Origin of the sequence: Bacillus swezeyi, from assembly GCF_030908325.1 — a bacterium.
Classification (GTDB): Bacteria; Bacillota; Bacilli; order Bacillales; family Bacillaceae; genus Bacillus; species Bacillus swezeyi.
Genome location: NZ_CP133085.1, coordinates 2,538,941 through 2,553,675, shown reverse-complemented (window position 1 = coordinate 2,553,675; position 14,735 = coordinate 2,538,941). Strand labels below are relative to the sequence as shown.

Genomic DNA, 14,735 nt, shown 5'->3' with positions numbered 1-14,735 from the left:
ATTTAAAACGATGACAAACGTTCATGAAGCGATTACTGCACATTCAAAAAAACAGCACCAGCAAATAAGCGAGTTCGTTCTCCTGGAACAGGAACGTGAAAAAGCGATAGACGAGGCCGTTGCCAAGTGTGAACGAAAAGAACCATTTTCCACAGACCGCATCAATCAAATTACAGTGAAAATGAATGAGCTGTCCAAGAAAGGAATCGTCCCGAAAAGACGGCTGGTCTCTAAAGAAATGGTCGAGGAATACGTCAGCCGAAAAAACGCCGGCCAATAGTTGGCTGATCCTTCCGTGAGTGGATTCGGGCCTTTTTGCAAACAATAGACCTGAACCGCCCGCTGGAGGTGAAGGACAATGGGAAGAACAAAGCTTGGCAATGCAAATGCGCAGCGAAACAACAACGCCAAAAAGAAAAACGGCTTTAATACCGAGTTTTCTACCGAATCTTATGCGCAGATGGAAGCTGCAAAGATGATCTCAAACAAGAAAAAACATGAAAAATAAAGACATTCAAAACAGCGTCCTTTGACGCTGTTTTCATCATTTTTGCTCCTGTGGTACAATAGGTGCATTGTATGATGAAAGGAAGTTTTCGTGATGAAAAAGAAGTTGCTGCTTGTTGACGGGATGGCGCTGTTATTCCGGTCATTCTTTGCGACAGCGGTTCACCGCAATTTTATGATGAATGACAAGGGAATTCCCACAAACGGTGTTCACGGCTTTTTGAAACATCTGCTGACCGCAGTGACGGCGTTTGAACCGAGTCATGTCGTCTGCTGCTGGGATATGGGAAGCAAAACATACCGAAATGATTTATTTAAGGATTATAAAGCAAACCGCGGCGAGCCGCCGCTTGAATTAATTCCGCAATTTGACATGGCAAAAGAAGCCGCAGAAGAGCTGGGCGTTTTGAATATCGGCCTCGCAGGATTTGAAGCGGATGACTGCATCGGTACGCTGTCAGCGCTGTTCCGTGAAGAAGCGGACATTACAATCGTCACAGGAGATAAAGATCTGCTTCAGCTTTTGGAAGGGACTGTCAAAGTGGCATTGATGCAAAAAGGCATCGGCAACTACAAAGTGTATACGAAAGAAACCTTTATGGAGGAAACCGGCATCGAGCCGCTGGCTTTGATCGATATTAAAGCGCTGATGGGGGATCCGAGCGATAATTATCCAGGTGTTAAAGGGATCGGCGAAAAAACGGCCTACAAACTGATCAGGGAATATTCGACCATTGAACAGCTGCTTGAAAACGTAAGCCGGCTGACTAAAGGCCAGCAAACGAAAATAACAGAAAATCTCGAAGACCTGAAACTGTCAAGAATACTTGCTGAAATCAAATGTGATGTTCCGCTTTCCTGCTCATTGGAAGAAGCGGATTTTACGTTATCGCATGACAGGGCCAGAAACATGCTGAGGCTGCATCAGATCAGAGGAATTGAGCCGCTGCTTGCGAAAATGGAAAAAAGAGAGATCGGCTAAAAATCGATCTCTCTAATGTTTTGTATTGCTTTTTTTCGCACGGTTTTCAAGCTCGGTTTTTGGATCGGTGTGCCGGTTCATTTCAATGTCTCCCTGCGGAGTGACACCGCCGGTCAGACGCCCTTTCCCGGCAGGCTTCTGCTTTTCCACATTAACCACCTCAAGACTTATCATGCTCAAAGGGAGAAGCTTTTACTCGGATTGATTCAGCAAAATCGCTTTTTTTGCCAGCTTGTCCGCTGTCTGGTTTGCTTTTGAAGGGACCCACTTAATAAAAAACAAATCAAAATGGGATTTTAAGCGGAGAATGTCAGCAAGATAAGGCTTGAACGCCTCGTTTTTAACGAATTCCAAATCTGCCGCTCGTTCAACGATCTGAGAATCGGTACGAAACGAAACAATCCGATACTGTCTTTCAGCACAGAGCTTCATCCCTTCGATCAGCGCCATAAATTCAGCTTCGTGATTGCTTAAGCGGCCGGCGGGAAGGGAAAACGATTCAGATTTCCCGCCATTTTTGATAAAGATGCCCAGTCCGGAAAGGCCTGGATCACCGGCGCTTGCTCCATCAACATACACTTCAACAGGCATTTTTTTCACTCCTTTCATCCAAAGGGGTGATCTTTTTGGCAGCATAAGCATAAGGTGCTGCGAAAAGAGCAACGACAAATTTTAACGCGTAAGTGGTGATAAAAATCTCCACCCATACATCAAACGGATATGTGCCGATAAAGGCGACGCTTGTAAAAATGAATGTATCGAGAAGCTGGCTGACAGCTGTGCTGCCGCTGTTGCGCAGCCATAATGCACGATCGGAAGGAAATAACCTTCTGATCCCCGAATATACATAAACATCAAGTGTTTGGCTGATGATATAGGCAAGCAGGCTCCCGAGCGCAACGCGCGGCAAAAATCCGAATATCGTCTCAAGCGCCGGCTGTGCGATGTCTTCCGGGTTCGGCTCAAAGAGGAGTGCTCCCTGCATGACGGCAGTCAGGCTGATGAGGATGAAAAAACCAAGAGAAACGGCTTTTTTCGCTTCTTTTTTGCCGTATCTTTCATTGATGATATCGGTCGCGAAAAATACGCTGCCGTACATGATATTGCCGAGTGTTGAGGTCAGGCCGAACAGCTCGACTGTTTTCGCGACTTCAATATTGGCTGCGACTGTGGCAAATCCGATCCAGACAAATAAACCGGTTTTGCCAAATCGTTTAAAAAAGAAGAGAACAATGATAAAATTAATGATCGCAAAACTAATCCATAATATCTCATTAAACAAGAACAGGTACTTCCTTTCTGAATAAACTGTTTAGATTATAGCATATCAAGCCATCATTTGAATAAAGGTGATTTTGTGAAACTTAGAGCATGCATGAAAATAAAAATGAAGGCATCTGCATCCGTTTCTTTTACGGCTGACGATTGGATAGAAGTAAAAGATGCCGTGGTTTTCGGCCGTCAGTTTTCTCAAAATCCATATGTCACAGAGCTTGAGTTTGAGGATGAGAAGGGAAGCTTCTGGACATTGAAAGAACTTGAAAAATTAAAAGAAGAACTGGCGCATGAACCTGATGAAATCACGGTGTTTTTTGACGGGAGCTATGATAAAGAAAGCCAGCTTGCCGGTTTGGGCATCGTGATTTATTATTCTCTCGGCGGGGAAATGTATCGGTTAAGAAAGAATAAAAGCTTTCGTCTGACGACGAACAACGAAGCGGAATATGCTGCTCTTTATGAAGCTGTAAACGAGCTGAGAGACCTCGGCGCCAGCAGAAATTCTGTCGTCATTAAAGGAGATTCGCTTGTCGTATTGAACCAGCTCGAAGGAAACTGGCCGTGTTATGACCCGGTTCACTCGAAATGGCTGGACAAAATCGAAAAGCAGCTCCATAAATTAAAGCTCACGCCGACCTATATCCAAATCAGCCGCAAAGACAATAAGGAAGCGGATCAGCTTGCGAAAAAGATGCTTGAGCATACCATTGTGGAAAGCCGCATGAAACTAGACAAATAACGGAGATGAAAACCTTGGATAAGAAGGAGATCTTTAAGGAACTGACAAATTTGCAGGATACCTATTGTGAAGGGTGTTTTATCAAAAAACATTTTAGAAAAGAATACGGAAAAACGTATGCCCATGCATTTTGCATTTCAACATGCACAGTCGGAGAAAAGCTCCGCACGTATGGAGAAGTGCTGACAAATAAAAACTGACAGACAAAAAACCGCTTAAATGCGGTTTTTTTGCTTTTAATGCTGTGCTTCATCAAGCTGGTGCTGACAATCATTCAATATCGCCAGCTGCTGATTTAAAAAGGCTTCATCCAATGCGGATAATTCTTCAGCCTGTGAGAGCTGTCTGGCGTCTTCAATCGATTGATAAGCCGATTTCAGCAAGGTGGAGCTGTTTTGTCTTGTCGCCATGCCCGTCGTTTTTTGGGCGGTTTCAACGGCTAATTCAAGCTGCTTTCGCTGATTAAACCCCGTTTTGATGTCCCCGCGATGTTCTGAATTCATGATCATACACCTCCAGTGATTATTTTTTATAAAAACAGGCAATATTATGTGCAAAAAAAGAACAAATATAATAAAATTAATCCGATATAACTATTGAACCTGAAAAATATAAGTCAATATTACTATTTTAGGTATCTTATAAAAAAGGAGCCTGTGACAGTGGAAAGCAATGAATTGCAAACCGTCCTTCACAAGACATTTGTGGAGGTATATAAAGATCTAGAACAGCTTGTTGATATTGCGAAAAAGGGCCGCCCCTCTTTGGAGAAGAATATTGAGGAAATCGAACAAAGGCTGAAGCAAAATATTCTGGCCATTGAAATTCAGCTGAAAATTAAATAGGAGAGGCATAAATGCCTCTCCTCTTATTTTGAAGTCTCATTTTGTCTTCAGTCTGTTAAATCTTTACAACGTTAGATGCTTGAGGTCCACGATTACCTTCAACAATTTCGAAAGAAACTTCTTGTCCTTCTTCTAAAGACTTGTATCCATCACCTTCGATTGCAGTGAAGTGAACGAATACATCGTCTCCGCCTTCAACTTCGATGAAGCCGAAGCCTTTTTCATTGTTAAACCATTTTACTTTACCATTTTGCATATTGCTTAATCCTCCTAGTACTGTAGCACAAAGTGCTAAAAAAAATTTTCATCATCTAGCGTGTTCTGCTAAATGATGGTTTCACTATACACTATCTACAAGGACGCGTCAAGCTGTCAAGAGAAAAAAATGAACTTTTATGCTGTTTTTAGGAATTTTGTTGAAATCGTTTTCAATTTTATGGCTATTCATGCTCATTTTCCCCGTATTCAAACGAAACAAACAAATGCGTCCATCCGTATATAAGAAAACCGTAAATTTATGAAGAGGAATAGGAGTGATAACCATGAATCGTTATTCGATTAATGAATTTGTCGAAAAAACCAAGCAGGAAGATAAAGGGGAAGGGTTGTTTGAACTTGAAACACCGCGCCTGCTTGAAGTCAATCTTGATGGGAAAGTATGGGCAAAAGCCGGTTCAATGATTTCCTACAGGGGGAAAATCAAATTTGAACGTGAAGGCGTGTTTGAGCATGGGCTTGGACGCATGATGAAAAAAGTATTCAGCGGGGAAGGCGCTTCACTGATGAAGGCAGAAGGGGACGGGAAATTGTACCTCGCTGACCAGGGGAAAAAGATATCCATTTTAAATCTGAATGATGATGCCATTTTTGTGAATGGAAATGATCTTTTGGCATTTGAGCCGGCTATCAAGTGGGACATCAAGCTCATGAAAAAAATCTCAGGCATGCTTGCCGGCGGCCTTTTTAACATCAAACTTGAAGGTACGGGGATGGCGGCGATCACAAGCCATTATGAACCGCTCACCCTGATTGTTTCGCCGGGCAGTCCAGTTTATACTGATCCAAACGCTACTGTGGCCTGGTCGGGTGGTCTTCAGCCTGAATTCGTCACAGATGTTTCGTTCAAGACTTTCATCGGCAGGGGAAGCGGCGAATCGATCCAAATGAAGTTTTCAGGAACCGGATTTGTGGTTGTTCAGCCATATGAAGAAGTGTATTATGCGGAGTCTTAAATCCAATAGAAAAAAACACTTGCCGAAACAAGTGTTTTTTTCTTAGCGGGCGCTTAGGATAGAGCCCTTACAGCCTGCTTTTTATTCATGATGATCTCAGACTGCTCAACAATATCGTTTAAGATGACTTCAGATGAATTGGATAAGTGCAGACTTTTAATATTCTTTTTCATTTCGTTTAATCTCTGTTCGTCTGCCAAAAGGGAAGAGACGGATTCAAGGATCTCCTCATGACGGTTTACGACGATGGCAGCGCCTCTGTCTTCGAAGAACAAGGCATTTTCTTTCTCCTGTCCGGGCACCGGTCTGTACAAGATGACAGGTACGCCGATTGCGGTTGCTTCTGTAAGTGTGATTCCGCCTGGTTTTGTGATCATGCAGTCTGCGACCCTGAACAGCTCGTCAATTCTTTCGATATATCCGAGCGTTTTCAGTTTTTCAGGATGCATGGCTTCAATCTCTTCCAATGAAGTTTTTAACAGCGTGTTTTTTCCGCAAATGACTACGACTTGGACGTTTTCTTTCGTCACGAGGGATTCACACAGTTCCTTTACATTTTTAAGAACTCCGTGGGCGCCCGCCATGATCAGCAAGATCTTTTTATCTGAAGAAAGCTGATACTTAGCATAGATCTTTTCTTTGTCCATTTCTTCTTCAAACTGCCGGCGGATCGGGATGCCTGTGATTTTGACATGACTTGGGTGAGTTCCGATTTCCAGCAGTTTTTCCTTCACATAATCAGTCGCCACATAGTATTTATCGATGTGTTCGTGAACCCAAATTTTATGAAGGCAGAAATCAGTCATGACGTTAAATGTCGGTATTACTTTACCCATTCTTCTTCTATATTCAGGCACGACGATCATCGGAAACGTATTGATGATGATATCGGGCTGATGTTTTTTAACCAGCTGGTCAAGCCGCTTGTTTCCCATCTTAAAATAAATATTAAATTTTCTTTTATTGTAAATTTTATCGACACCATAGTAAAAAAGGCGATAAAACTGCTTTCCGATTGAAAAACTTTTCAGGTAAAGATATTGGGTAATATCAGACACAATCGGATTTGATTCTTGATACAAATTCGAAACAGTTACATTCTTAAAACCGAGCCTTTCACACTCTTTGTAGAGCGTTTTGGCTACTTGAACATGGCCATTTCCGTAATTTGCAGTCAAAATTAATATATTTTTGTTGGTATTCAAACATATTCACCTCAATTAATTCAAACAACAAGAGCTATAATAGTAAAATAACAGGAGTCAATGTCCAATCATACCATACCATAATTATTATTTTAATTATAAATGATGAACAAAAATTAAGGTATTTTTAAAGTTTGGATCGACAGGAAAACAATGGATGCTGGAACTTTCCTTGTTCCGGGGAAATTCGTCCGAAACAAAATGGACGCTGTCCAAAACTTTTTATGGAATCTTAACCCAACTGTATTTTATCACATTTTGTATATCTTGCATCAGACCAGAGCATGAGAATTTCATTTCCACTCATACGGTGTTTCCTGGTAGACGTAATAGTTCAGCCAATTCATGAACAAAAGAGCAGCATGGGCTTTCCAGCGATTGACGGGCACTGTGCCGTTCGCTCCTTCGTTAAAATAGTGAACAGGCGGATCGATTTTTAAGTTTCTGGATAGGTCTCTTTCATACTCTTCTTTAAGAGTATCGGTATCATACTCAGGATGTCCAGTCAAAAAAACCTGTTTTTCATCTTTTGAAGCAATTAAACAAACGCCTGCTTCATCAGATATGCTGAGCACCTTTAAATCGGGAACGGCTTTTAAATCATCCATATTTATATCTGTATGCCTGGAATGCGGGACATAGTAGAATTCTTCAAACCCTCTGACCAATCTTTCGTTCTTTTCTAAGATTCTGTGTTCAAAAACGCCAAATGCCTTTTTTGGCAGCCTGGTTTTGCGGATGCCGTAATGATGATACAGCCCCGCTTGCGCCCCCCAGCAGATGTGAAGCGTTGATGTGACATTTGTTTTGCTCCAGTCCAAGATTTCCTGAAGCTCTTTCCAATAGGACACTTCTTCATACGCCAGATGTTCGATCGGTGCCCCTGTAATGATCATACCGTCGAATTTTTTGTCCTTGATCGAAGAAAAAGTTGTATAAAACTGTTCCAAATGCTGCCTTGGTGTATGTTTTGGCGTGTGTGTAGACGGTATTAAAAAAGTGAAATATACCTGCAAAGGAGAATTTCCGAGCATCCTGAGAAGCTGTGTCTCCGTTTTGATTTTCTGCGGCATCAGATTGAGAATCACGATGTTCAAAGGTCTGATGTCCTGATGGAAAGCCCGTTTTTCATCCATGACGAAAATATTTTCACTTTCAAGAATCTGCTTTGCTGGCAAATCAATAGGTATGTTGATAGGCAACACGCCACCTCCGGTTTTCTCCGCTGATTTTTCTTCATTATAGGAACTTTTTGGCGATATTTCAATGTGTGAATTGTGTTACAATGAAAGAAGTATGTGAAAAATATGGAAACCCATCATGTGATATCCAAAAGGAGGCTTCTCTTTTTTATGAAATCCCGCTTATCAGACATTGAAATCGCTCAAAGCACTGATTTAAAACCGATTGCTGAAGTGGCTCGGCAACTCTCTATAGATGACGAAGAATTAGAGTGTTTTGGTTGCACGAAAGCGAAAATTTCTTTAAAAATATTTGAGCGCTTAAAAGATAAACCTGACGGAAAAGTGATTTTGGTGACGTCCATCAACCCGACTCCGGCCGGTGAAGGGAAATCAACCGTCACCGTCGGGCTGAGCCAGGCGCTCTGGCAGGCTGGCAGGCAATCGATTGTTGCGCTGAGAGAACCGTCTCTCGGACCGACTATGGGTTTAAAAGGCGGTGCAGCAGGAGGAGGCTATGCACAGGTTCTTCCGATGGATGACATCAACCTTCACTTTACCGGTGATATGCATGCGATTACATCCGCGAACAACGCTTTAGCCGCTTTTATTGACAATCATATTCACCAAGGAAATGAATTAAACATTGATATCAGAAAAATTGTCTGGAAAAGAACCCTTGACCTTAATGACAGGGCGCTCCGTGAAACCGTCATCGCCCTGGGCGGCAAAGCGAACGGATTTCCACGTGAAGACGGCTTTGACATTACGGTGGCCTCTGAAATCATGGCCGTTTTATGCCTTGCCACAGACTTGGATGATTTAAAAAAACGCCTGGCAGCGATGATCGTCGCCTACACTGCTGATCAAAAACCGGTAACAGTCGAGATGCTCGGGGTGCAAGGCGCACTCGCCCTGCTCCTAAAAGACGCGATCAAGCCGAATCTCGTCCAGACGATTGAAGGAACGCCTGCGCTCGTTCACGGCGGGCCGTTTGCAAACATCGCCCACGGGGCAAACAGCCTGATCGCGACGAAAATGGCTGCGAAGCTTGCTGATTATGTCGTCACTGAAGCGGGTTTCGGCGCTGATTTAGGGGCTGAAAAATTCATGCATATCAAAACGAGAGCGGGCGGATTTACGCCGGGAGCGGTCGTGATTGTGGCCACGGCAAGAGCCCTGAAGATGCACGGCGGAGCATCAGCTGAAGATTTGAAAAAAGAAGGGTTAGAGCCACTGAAAAAAGGAATCGAAAACCTTGAAAAACATATCGAAACGATTTCCGCCTTCGGCCTCCCATATGTTGTAGCCGTCAACCGGTTTGTCCATGATACGGAAAAAGAGCTTGAAACCGTGCTTGGCTGGTGCAGGGACCACGGCCACCCCGCTGCCTTGTGCAATGTGTGGGAAGAGGGCGGAAAAGGCGGGCTGGATCTTGCCAAGGAAGTCATCCATGTACTGGAGAATAAAGATCATCAGTTTTCTTATTTATACGAATTAACCGACTCGGTCGAGGACAAATTAGCAAAGGTTTCACGCATCGTTTACGGAGCTGAAGGAGTAAAGCTTACAGAAAAGGCGAAAAAGCAGCTTCAGGAGATTAAAAAGAACGGTTTAGGAGATTTGCCTGTATGTGTTGCGAAAACCCAATATTCATTATCAGATGATCCGGAGAAAACCGGAAGGCCGAAAGATTTTTTCATTACCGTCCGCGAATTAAAACCGTCTGCAGGCGCCGGCTTTATCGTGGCCCTGACCGGCAGCATTTTAACGATGCCGGGACTGCCCAAGCGTCCAGCCGCACTTCAAATGGATGTGGATGAAAACGGCAGGGCAAAAGGGTTATTCTAATAGGAGGGATCGGCATGTCGATTTATGATATCAGCGTCAAAACGATAAAAGGCGAGGAAACGACGCTTAAGCCTTATAAAGGGAAGGTTCTTCTGATCGTCAACACAGCCAGCAAATGCGGGTTCACGCCGCAGTATAAACAGCTCCAAGATCTGTATGATACATATCAAGACCAGGGGCTTGTGGTCTTGGGCTTTCCATCCAATCAATTCATGAATCAGGAACCTGGCGATGAAAAAAACATCGAGGAATTCTGCAGTTTGAATTACGGAGTGACTTTTCCGATGTTTGCCAAAGTCGATGTCAAAGGGAGTGGGATACATCCGCTGTTTCGGCATTTAACAAACCGGGCAAAAGGGATGCTCGGAATCAAAACGGTCAAATGGAATTTTACAAAGTTTCTCGTCGATCAAAAAGGAGAGACCGTTGTGCGCTTTTCTCCGCAGACCAATCCTAAAGAAATGGAAGAGACGATACAAAAATGGCTGGGATGAATCGGCAAAAAGAGCAACAGATCAGCCGGATGGCAAAGTGGGTAAAGGAAAAGCTCGCACATGAAGGCACAGGACATGATTGGCTCCACATTTCAAGGGTCCGCTCCTTGAGCCTTGTGATTGCAAAAGAGGAAGGCGCAGACCTGTTTATTACAGAAGCAGCCGCTCTTGTACACGATTTGATTGATGAGAAACTGTCCGAAAAGCACCGGGTTCCGCTCAGGGAACTGGCCAGCCGCTTTTCAGAATGGAATGTAGAGAGAGAGGCTGCCGAGAAAATCCTCGGCATCATTACGAGAATGTCCTTCAGAGATAGAGAAAAATATAAAGATACAGAGCTTTCAAAAGAAGGAATGGCTGTACAGGACGCAGACCGGCTTGATGCGATCGGTGCCGTCGGAATTGCCAGGGCATTCATGTATGCGGGCGCCAAAGGCCATTTGCTGTATGATGAGGAGGCTTCTGAAAAAAACATTCCTTCTGCGGCGAGCCATTTTGATGAGAAACTTCTTCATTTAAAAAATCTGATGAATACTCAAACCGGCAGAACGCTCGCTGAAAAAAGGCATGATCTGATGCTTACTTTCCTGAATGAACTGAAAAATGAGTGCTCTATGACGGGCAAACCGCCTTTATAGATCAAGAGTAGGGGTTATGGTAGAATAAGACCCTGATCTTTTAACAGAGGGGGACAATCATGAAAATTAAATCAATAGAACCGACGCCAAGTCCAAATACGATGAAGGTAATTTTGACCGAAGAACTGCCCGGCGGAAAAAGCAATAACTACAAAAAAGACCAGGCTGAAGGTGCGCCTCCCGTCATTCAGCAGGTTTTAAACATAGATGGGGTAAAAGGCGTCTACCATGTGGCAGACTTCTTGGCTGTAGAACGAAATGCCAGATTCGACTGGAAAGACATCCTTCCGGCGGTTCGTTCTGCATTCGGAATGGATGATGGGGAGGAAAGCGGTGCAGCTTCCGAAGAAAAAGAATCATTCGGTGAGGTCAAGGTATTTGTGCAAATGTTCAGCGGCATTCCGATGCAGGTCAAATTGACTGACGGTGAGCGCGAGGAGCGTTTTGGCATGCCTGAGCGGTTTCAGGAGGCGATTCTAAAGCTCAAAACGGCATCTTCCAATGTCGTGCTTGAGCGTTCTTGGAAGGAACAGGGAGTCAGATTCGGCGATTTTTCCGAAATCGGCCGTGAAGTGACAGAAGAACTCCAAGCCGCTTATGATGACGAACGGCTGCGAAAACTAACGGAATCTGCCGCCTCACAGGATACGGAAGCGAAAAGGCATACCGTGCAGCGAACATCTTACAAAGTGACGCTTAGTATGCTTGATGAGGAAGATTGGCAAAAGCGCTATGCTCATTTGGAACAAATGGATCCGAAGGAGGAGGACATTCCTGTGCTTCAAAAAGCGCTCGATGATCCGAAAACATCCATCAGAAGACAGGCCGTCGTTTATTTAGGCATGATCGAAACGCCTGACGTTCTTCCGCTCCTATATAAAGCGCTGGAAGACAAAACGATTACCGTCAGAAGAACGGCGGGGGATTGTCTGTCAGATATCGGAAATCCCGAAGCCATCCCGGCAATGATCAAAGCTTTGAAAGATCCGAGCAAGCTCGTCCGCTGGAGGGCAGCCATGTTTTTATACGAAGTCGGCGATGAAAGTGCACTTCCCGCTTTAAAAGAGGCTGAAAATGATCCGGAATTCGAAGTCAGCCTGCAGATCAAAATGGCGATTGAACGGATTGAACATGGTGAAGAAGCGAAAGGATCCGTTTGGAAGCAAATGACGGAAAGCCGCATGAAAGAAAACGGTTAAAAACAAAGACGCTGGAAACAGCGTCTTTTTTATGGATTCAGAAGAGATTTTGGAAGCATTCCCCATCAATCGTTAAACACGGGCAATGGCTATTGGATGATCTCTGAAAAAAACCAGTGTCTTGTTATAAAATATCACTTTTTCTATAAAAATATTTCGAATATTGTTGAAAAACAGTCTGAAAATATATATAGTAGTTAGCAATCATATGGAATGTGGAGGTTCTGATAAATGGGGAATGATTGGCAAATGGATGTCATAACAGCTGCCATCTTGAATGTCAGTCCAAGAAGCGGTTGATAGACAGTTTTTAAAACTGAATATTCAGAAAATATAGAATGTAAAAACGAAGGTTTAGGAGGATCACCATGACAGGTTTACGCAGTGACATGATTAAAAAAGGAATCGACAGAGCGCCGCACCGCAGTTTGTTACGTGCGGCAGGGGTAAAAGAAGAGGACTTCGGCAAACCATTTATCGCCGTTTGCAACTCATATATTGATATCGTACCGGGTCATGTCCATTTGCAGGAGTTTGGAAAAATTGTCAAAGAGGCGATCAGGGAAGCCGGCGGCGTGCCGTTTGAATTTAACACGATCGGAGTCGATGACGGAATTGCAATGGGGCATATCGGCATGAGGTATTCCCTTCCAAGCCGTGAAATCATCGCAGATTCCGTTGAAACAGTTGTCTCAGCGCATTGGTTTGACGGGATGGTATGTATTCCAAACTGTGACAAAATCACGCCGGGCATGATCATGGCGGCGATGCGGGTCAACATTCCGACCGTTTTTGTCAGCGGAGGACCGATGGAAGCGGGAAGAACTAGCGACGGGCGGAAAATCTCGCTTTCTTCTGTATTTGAAGGTGTAGGCGCCTATCAATCTGGCAAAATCGATGAAGAGGGGCTGCAGGAGCTTGAACAGTTTGGATGTCCAACCTGCGGATCTTGCTCAGGAATGTTCACGGCCAACTCGATGAACTGCCTTTCTGAAGCCCTGGGAATCGCACTTCCAGGCAACGGCACCATTTTAGCGACGGCTCCGGAAAGAAAAGAGTTTGCCAAACAATCGGCACGTCAGCTGATGGAATTGATCCGCTCAGATGTAAAACCGCGCGATATTGTTACAGAAAAAGCGATTGACAACGCGTTTGCTCTGGACATGGCGCTTGGCGGATCGACGAATACGATTCTTCATACGCTTGCGATCGCCAATGAAGCAGGTGTCGACTATTCGCTTGAACGGATTAATGATGTTGCGGCAAGGGTTCCGCATTTATCAAAACTCGCGCCTGCATCTGATGTGTATATCGAAGATTTGCATGAAGCAGGCGGCGTATCAGCGGTCTTAAACGAACTGTCGAAAAAAGAAGGCGCGCTTCATTTAGATACGCTGACGGTTACGGGAAAGACGCTCGGAGAAAACATTGCCGGCCACGAAGTGAAAGACTCAGGGGTCATTCATCCAATCGATGAGCCGTTTTCAGAGCAGGGCGGGCTTGCCGTATTATTCGGCAACCTGGCGCCTGACGGAGCGATCATTAAAACGGGAGGCGTCCAGGACGGCATTACCCGGCACGAAGGTCCCGCTGTTGTCTTTGATTCTCAGGAAGAGGCGCTCGATGGCATCATCAATCGCAAAGTCAAAGCAGGAGATGTTGTCATCATCCGTTATGAAGGTCCTAAAGGCGGGCCTGGTATGCCTGAAATGCTTGCGCCGACTTCACAGATCGTCGGAATGGGACTCGGTCCTAAGGTCGCTTTGATTACAGACGGCCGTTTCTCAGGAGCTTCCCGCGGCCTTTCCATCGGCCACACCTCCCCAGAAGCAGCCGAAGGCGGTCCGCTTGCATTTGTAGAAAACGGCGACCATATTGTGGTGGATATCGAAAAACGGATCTTGAATATTGAGATTTCTGATGACGAATGGGAAAAAAGAAAAGCAAACTGGCCGGGTTTTGAGCCTAAAGTGAAAACAGGCTACCTTGCCCGCTATTCCAAACTCGTCACTTCTGCCAATACAGGCGGCATCATGAAGATTTAAGGCTTTTTCTTTAGGACGTTTGAAATTCCGTCCCCTCTATAGTATCCTTGACATCAGTAGTCAAAGGTTTATAGAGGGGGCTTTTATATGTCAACAGCTTATGAAGAATACATGCGCCAGCTCGTTGCTCCAATGCGTCAGGAATTGGTGCAGGCCGGCTTTATGGAGTTAACAACCGAAGAAGAAGTGGAGAATTTCATGGAAGCTTCCGAAGGCACAACGTTCGTCGTTGTCAATTCAGTCTGCGGATGTGCCGCTGGACTGGCAAGACCTGCCGCCGTTCAGGCTGTCTCAGGGAGCGAGAACGGACCTGATCAGACCGTTACCGTATTCGCGGGGCAGGACCGGGAAGCGACGGCAAAGATGAGGGAATATTTTGAAGGATTTGAACCTTCTTCTCCTTCCATGGCTTTGCTGAAAGGAAAAGAAGTCGTTCATTTCATCCCGCGTGAAGAAATTGAAGGCCGTGAGATGACAGAGATTATGAAAAACATCACGGACGCTTTTGAAAAACATTGTTAACATGCCCTCTGGAAGGG

General features: G+C 44.6%; 19 protein-coding genes and 1 pseudogene. 13 read left to right on the top strand and 7 right to left on the bottom strand.

The genetic code is table 11. The features are described 5' to 3' along the window. Window positions 1-10 precede the first annotated feature (10 nt). The 3 genes from RBH91_RS12570 (at window position 11) to RBH91_RS12560 (ending at window position 1,489) form a co-directional block, all read left to right on the top strand. Window positions 11-280: a YpbS family protein gene (locus RBH91_RS12570; RefSeq protein ID WP_307891812.1), complete on the top strand. Its 270-nt coding sequence runs from the start codon at window positions 11-13 to the stop codon at window positions 278-280. A gap of 78 nt (window positions 281-358) precedes the next feature. Beyond that, entirely contained in the window at window positions 359-508 is a 150-nt protein-coding gene (locus tag RBH91_RS12565; RefSeq protein ID WP_094777376.1) for a hypothetical protein, read from the top strand. Between the two features lie 93 nt (window positions 509-601). Then, window positions 602-1,489, top strand: coding sequence for a 5'-3' exonuclease (locus RBH91_RS12560; RefSeq protein WP_307891811.1), 888 nt, complete (start codon window positions 602-604; stop codon window positions 1,487-1,489). Window positions 1,490-1,501: 12 nt separating this feature from the next. On the opposite strand, the gene sspL is transcribed toward RBH91_RS12560, so the two are convergent. Genes sspL through RBH91_RS12545 form a run of 3 tightly spaced genes read right to left on the bottom strand, consistent with a single transcriptional unit; the run spans window position 1,502 to window position 2,771 of the window. After that, window positions 1,502-1,639, bottom strand: a complete 138-nt coding sequence (gene sspL / locus RBH91_RS12555) for a small, acid-soluble spore protein L (protein WP_006636336.1) — start codon at window positions 1,637-1,639, stop codon at window positions 1,502-1,504. 42 nt (window positions 1,640-1,681) lie between these two features. Next, the gene (locus tag RBH91_RS12550) at window positions 1,682-2,080 is read right to left on the bottom strand and encodes a reverse transcriptase-like protein (RefSeq protein ID WP_307891810.1); all 399 of its coding nucleotides are present in this window, start codon (window positions 2,078-2,080) and stop codon (window positions 1,682-1,684) included. Beyond that, entirely contained in the window at window positions 2,070-2,771 is a 702-nt protein-coding gene (locus RBH91_RS12545) for a queuosine precursor transporter (protein WP_307891809.1), read from the bottom strand. The genes RBH91_RS12550 and RBH91_RS12545 overlap by 11 nt, the downstream gene beginning before the upstream one ends. Window positions 2,772-2,846: 75 nt before the next feature. On the opposite strand from RBH91_RS12545, the pseudogene RBH91_RS12540 reads away from it, so the two are divergent. Both RBH91_RS12540 and RBH91_RS12535 read left to right on the top strand, forming a co-directional pair. After that, window positions 2,847-3,528 (top strand): annotated as a pseudogene (locus tag RBH91_RS12540) (reverse transcriptase-like protein). Next, window positions 3,521-3,706 carry a zinc-finger domain-containing protein gene (locus tag RBH91_RS12535; protein WP_307891808.1) on the top strand — a complete coding sequence of 62 codons (186 nt, stop codon included), beginning with the start codon at window positions 3,521-3,523 and terminating at the stop codon, window positions 3,704-3,706. The pseudogene RBH91_RS12540 and the gene RBH91_RS12535 overlap by 8 nt, the downstream one beginning before the upstream one ends. A 36-nt stretch (window positions 3,707-3,742) precedes the next feature. Here RBH91_RS12535 and RBH91_RS12530 read toward each other — a convergent pair whose 3' ends face one another. Further along, window positions 3,743-4,009, bottom strand: coding sequence for a DUF2564 family protein (locus RBH91_RS12530; RefSeq protein ID WP_076764049.1), 267 nt, complete (start codon window positions 4,007-4,009; stop codon window positions 3,743-3,745). Between the two features lie 159 nt (window positions 4,010-4,168). Between RBH91_RS12530 and RBH91_RS12525 the strand changes: the two genes are divergently transcribed. After that, the gene (locus RBH91_RS12525; RefSeq protein WP_003182837.1) at window positions 4,169-4,351 is read left to right on the top strand and encodes a hypothetical protein; all 183 of its coding nucleotides are present in this window, start codon (window positions 4,169-4,171) and stop codon (window positions 4,349-4,351) included. A gap of 55 nt (window positions 4,352-4,406) precedes the next feature. Here RBH91_RS12525 and cspD read toward each other — a convergent pair whose 3' ends face one another. Continuing rightward, window positions 4,407-4,607, bottom strand: a complete 201-nt coding sequence (cspD, locus tag RBH91_RS12520; protein ID WP_076764051.1) for a cold-shock protein CspD — start codon at window positions 4,605-4,607, stop codon at window positions 4,407-4,409. A gap of 286 nt (window positions 4,608-4,893) precedes the next feature. Here cspD and RBH91_RS12515 point away from each other — a divergent pair, with 286 nt between their 5' ends. After that, window positions 4,894-5,583: an AIM24 family protein gene (locus RBH91_RS12515; RefSeq protein WP_076764054.1), complete on the top strand. Its 690-nt coding sequence runs from the start codon at window positions 4,894-4,896 to the stop codon at window positions 5,581-5,583. Between the two features lie 53 nt (window positions 5,584-5,636). On the opposite strand, the gene RBH91_RS12510 is transcribed toward RBH91_RS12515, so the two are convergent. After that, the gene (locus tag RBH91_RS12510) at window positions 5,637-6,788 is read right to left on the bottom strand and encodes a diglucosyl diacylglycerol synthase (RefSeq protein ID WP_307891807.1); all 1,152 of its coding nucleotides are present in this window, start codon (window positions 6,786-6,788) and stop codon (window positions 5,637-5,639) included. A 293-nt stretch (window positions 6,789-7,081) separates the two neighbouring features. Then, on the bottom strand, window positions 7,082-7,990 hold the full coding sequence (metA, locus tag RBH91_RS12505; RefSeq protein ID WP_076762932.1) for a homoserine O-acetyltransferase MetA: 909 nt from the start codon (window positions 7,988-7,990) through the stop codon (window positions 7,082-7,084). Window positions 7,991-8,140: 150 nt separating this feature from the next. Between metA and RBH91_RS12500 the strand changes: the two genes are divergently transcribed. The 6 genes from RBH91_RS12500 (at window position 8,141) to RBH91_RS12475 (ending at window position 14,718) form a co-directional block, all read left to right on the top strand. Next, on the top strand, window positions 8,141-9,820 hold the full coding sequence (locus RBH91_RS12500; RefSeq protein WP_307891806.1) for a formate--tetrahydrofolate ligase: 1,680 nt from the start codon (window positions 8,141-8,143) through the stop codon (window positions 9,818-9,820). A 14-nt stretch (window positions 9,821-9,834) separates the two neighbouring features. Next, complete coding sequence (locus tag RBH91_RS12495) at window positions 9,835-10,314, top strand: glutathione peroxidase (protein WP_307891805.1); 480 nt, start codon at window positions 9,835-9,837, stop codon at window positions 10,312-10,314. After that, window positions 10,311-10,952, top strand: coding sequence for an HD domain-containing protein (locus tag RBH91_RS12490; protein ID WP_307894733.1), 642 nt, complete (start codon window positions 10,311-10,313; stop codon window positions 10,950-10,952). The genes RBH91_RS12495 and RBH91_RS12490 overlap by 4 nt, the downstream gene beginning before the upstream one ends. A gap of 59 nt (window positions 10,953-11,011) precedes the next feature. Continuing rightward, window positions 11,012-12,151, top strand: coding sequence for a conserved virulence factor C family protein (locus RBH91_RS12485; RefSeq protein ID WP_307891804.1), 1,140 nt, complete (start codon window positions 11,012-11,014; stop codon window positions 12,149-12,151). 368 nt (window positions 12,152-12,519) lie between these two features. Next, window positions 12,520-14,196 (top strand): dihydroxy-acid dehydratase, encoded by a 1,677-nt coding sequence (ilvD, locus tag RBH91_RS12480; protein ID WP_076762920.1) that lies wholly within the window; start codon window positions 12,520-12,522, stop codon window positions 14,194-14,196. Between the two features lie 87 nt (window positions 14,197-14,283). Continuing rightward, entirely contained in the window at window positions 14,284-14,718 is a 435-nt protein-coding gene (locus tag RBH91_RS12475) for a BrxA/BrxB family bacilliredoxin (protein WP_076762918.1), read from the top strand. Window positions 14,719-14,735: the final 17 nt, after the last annotated feature.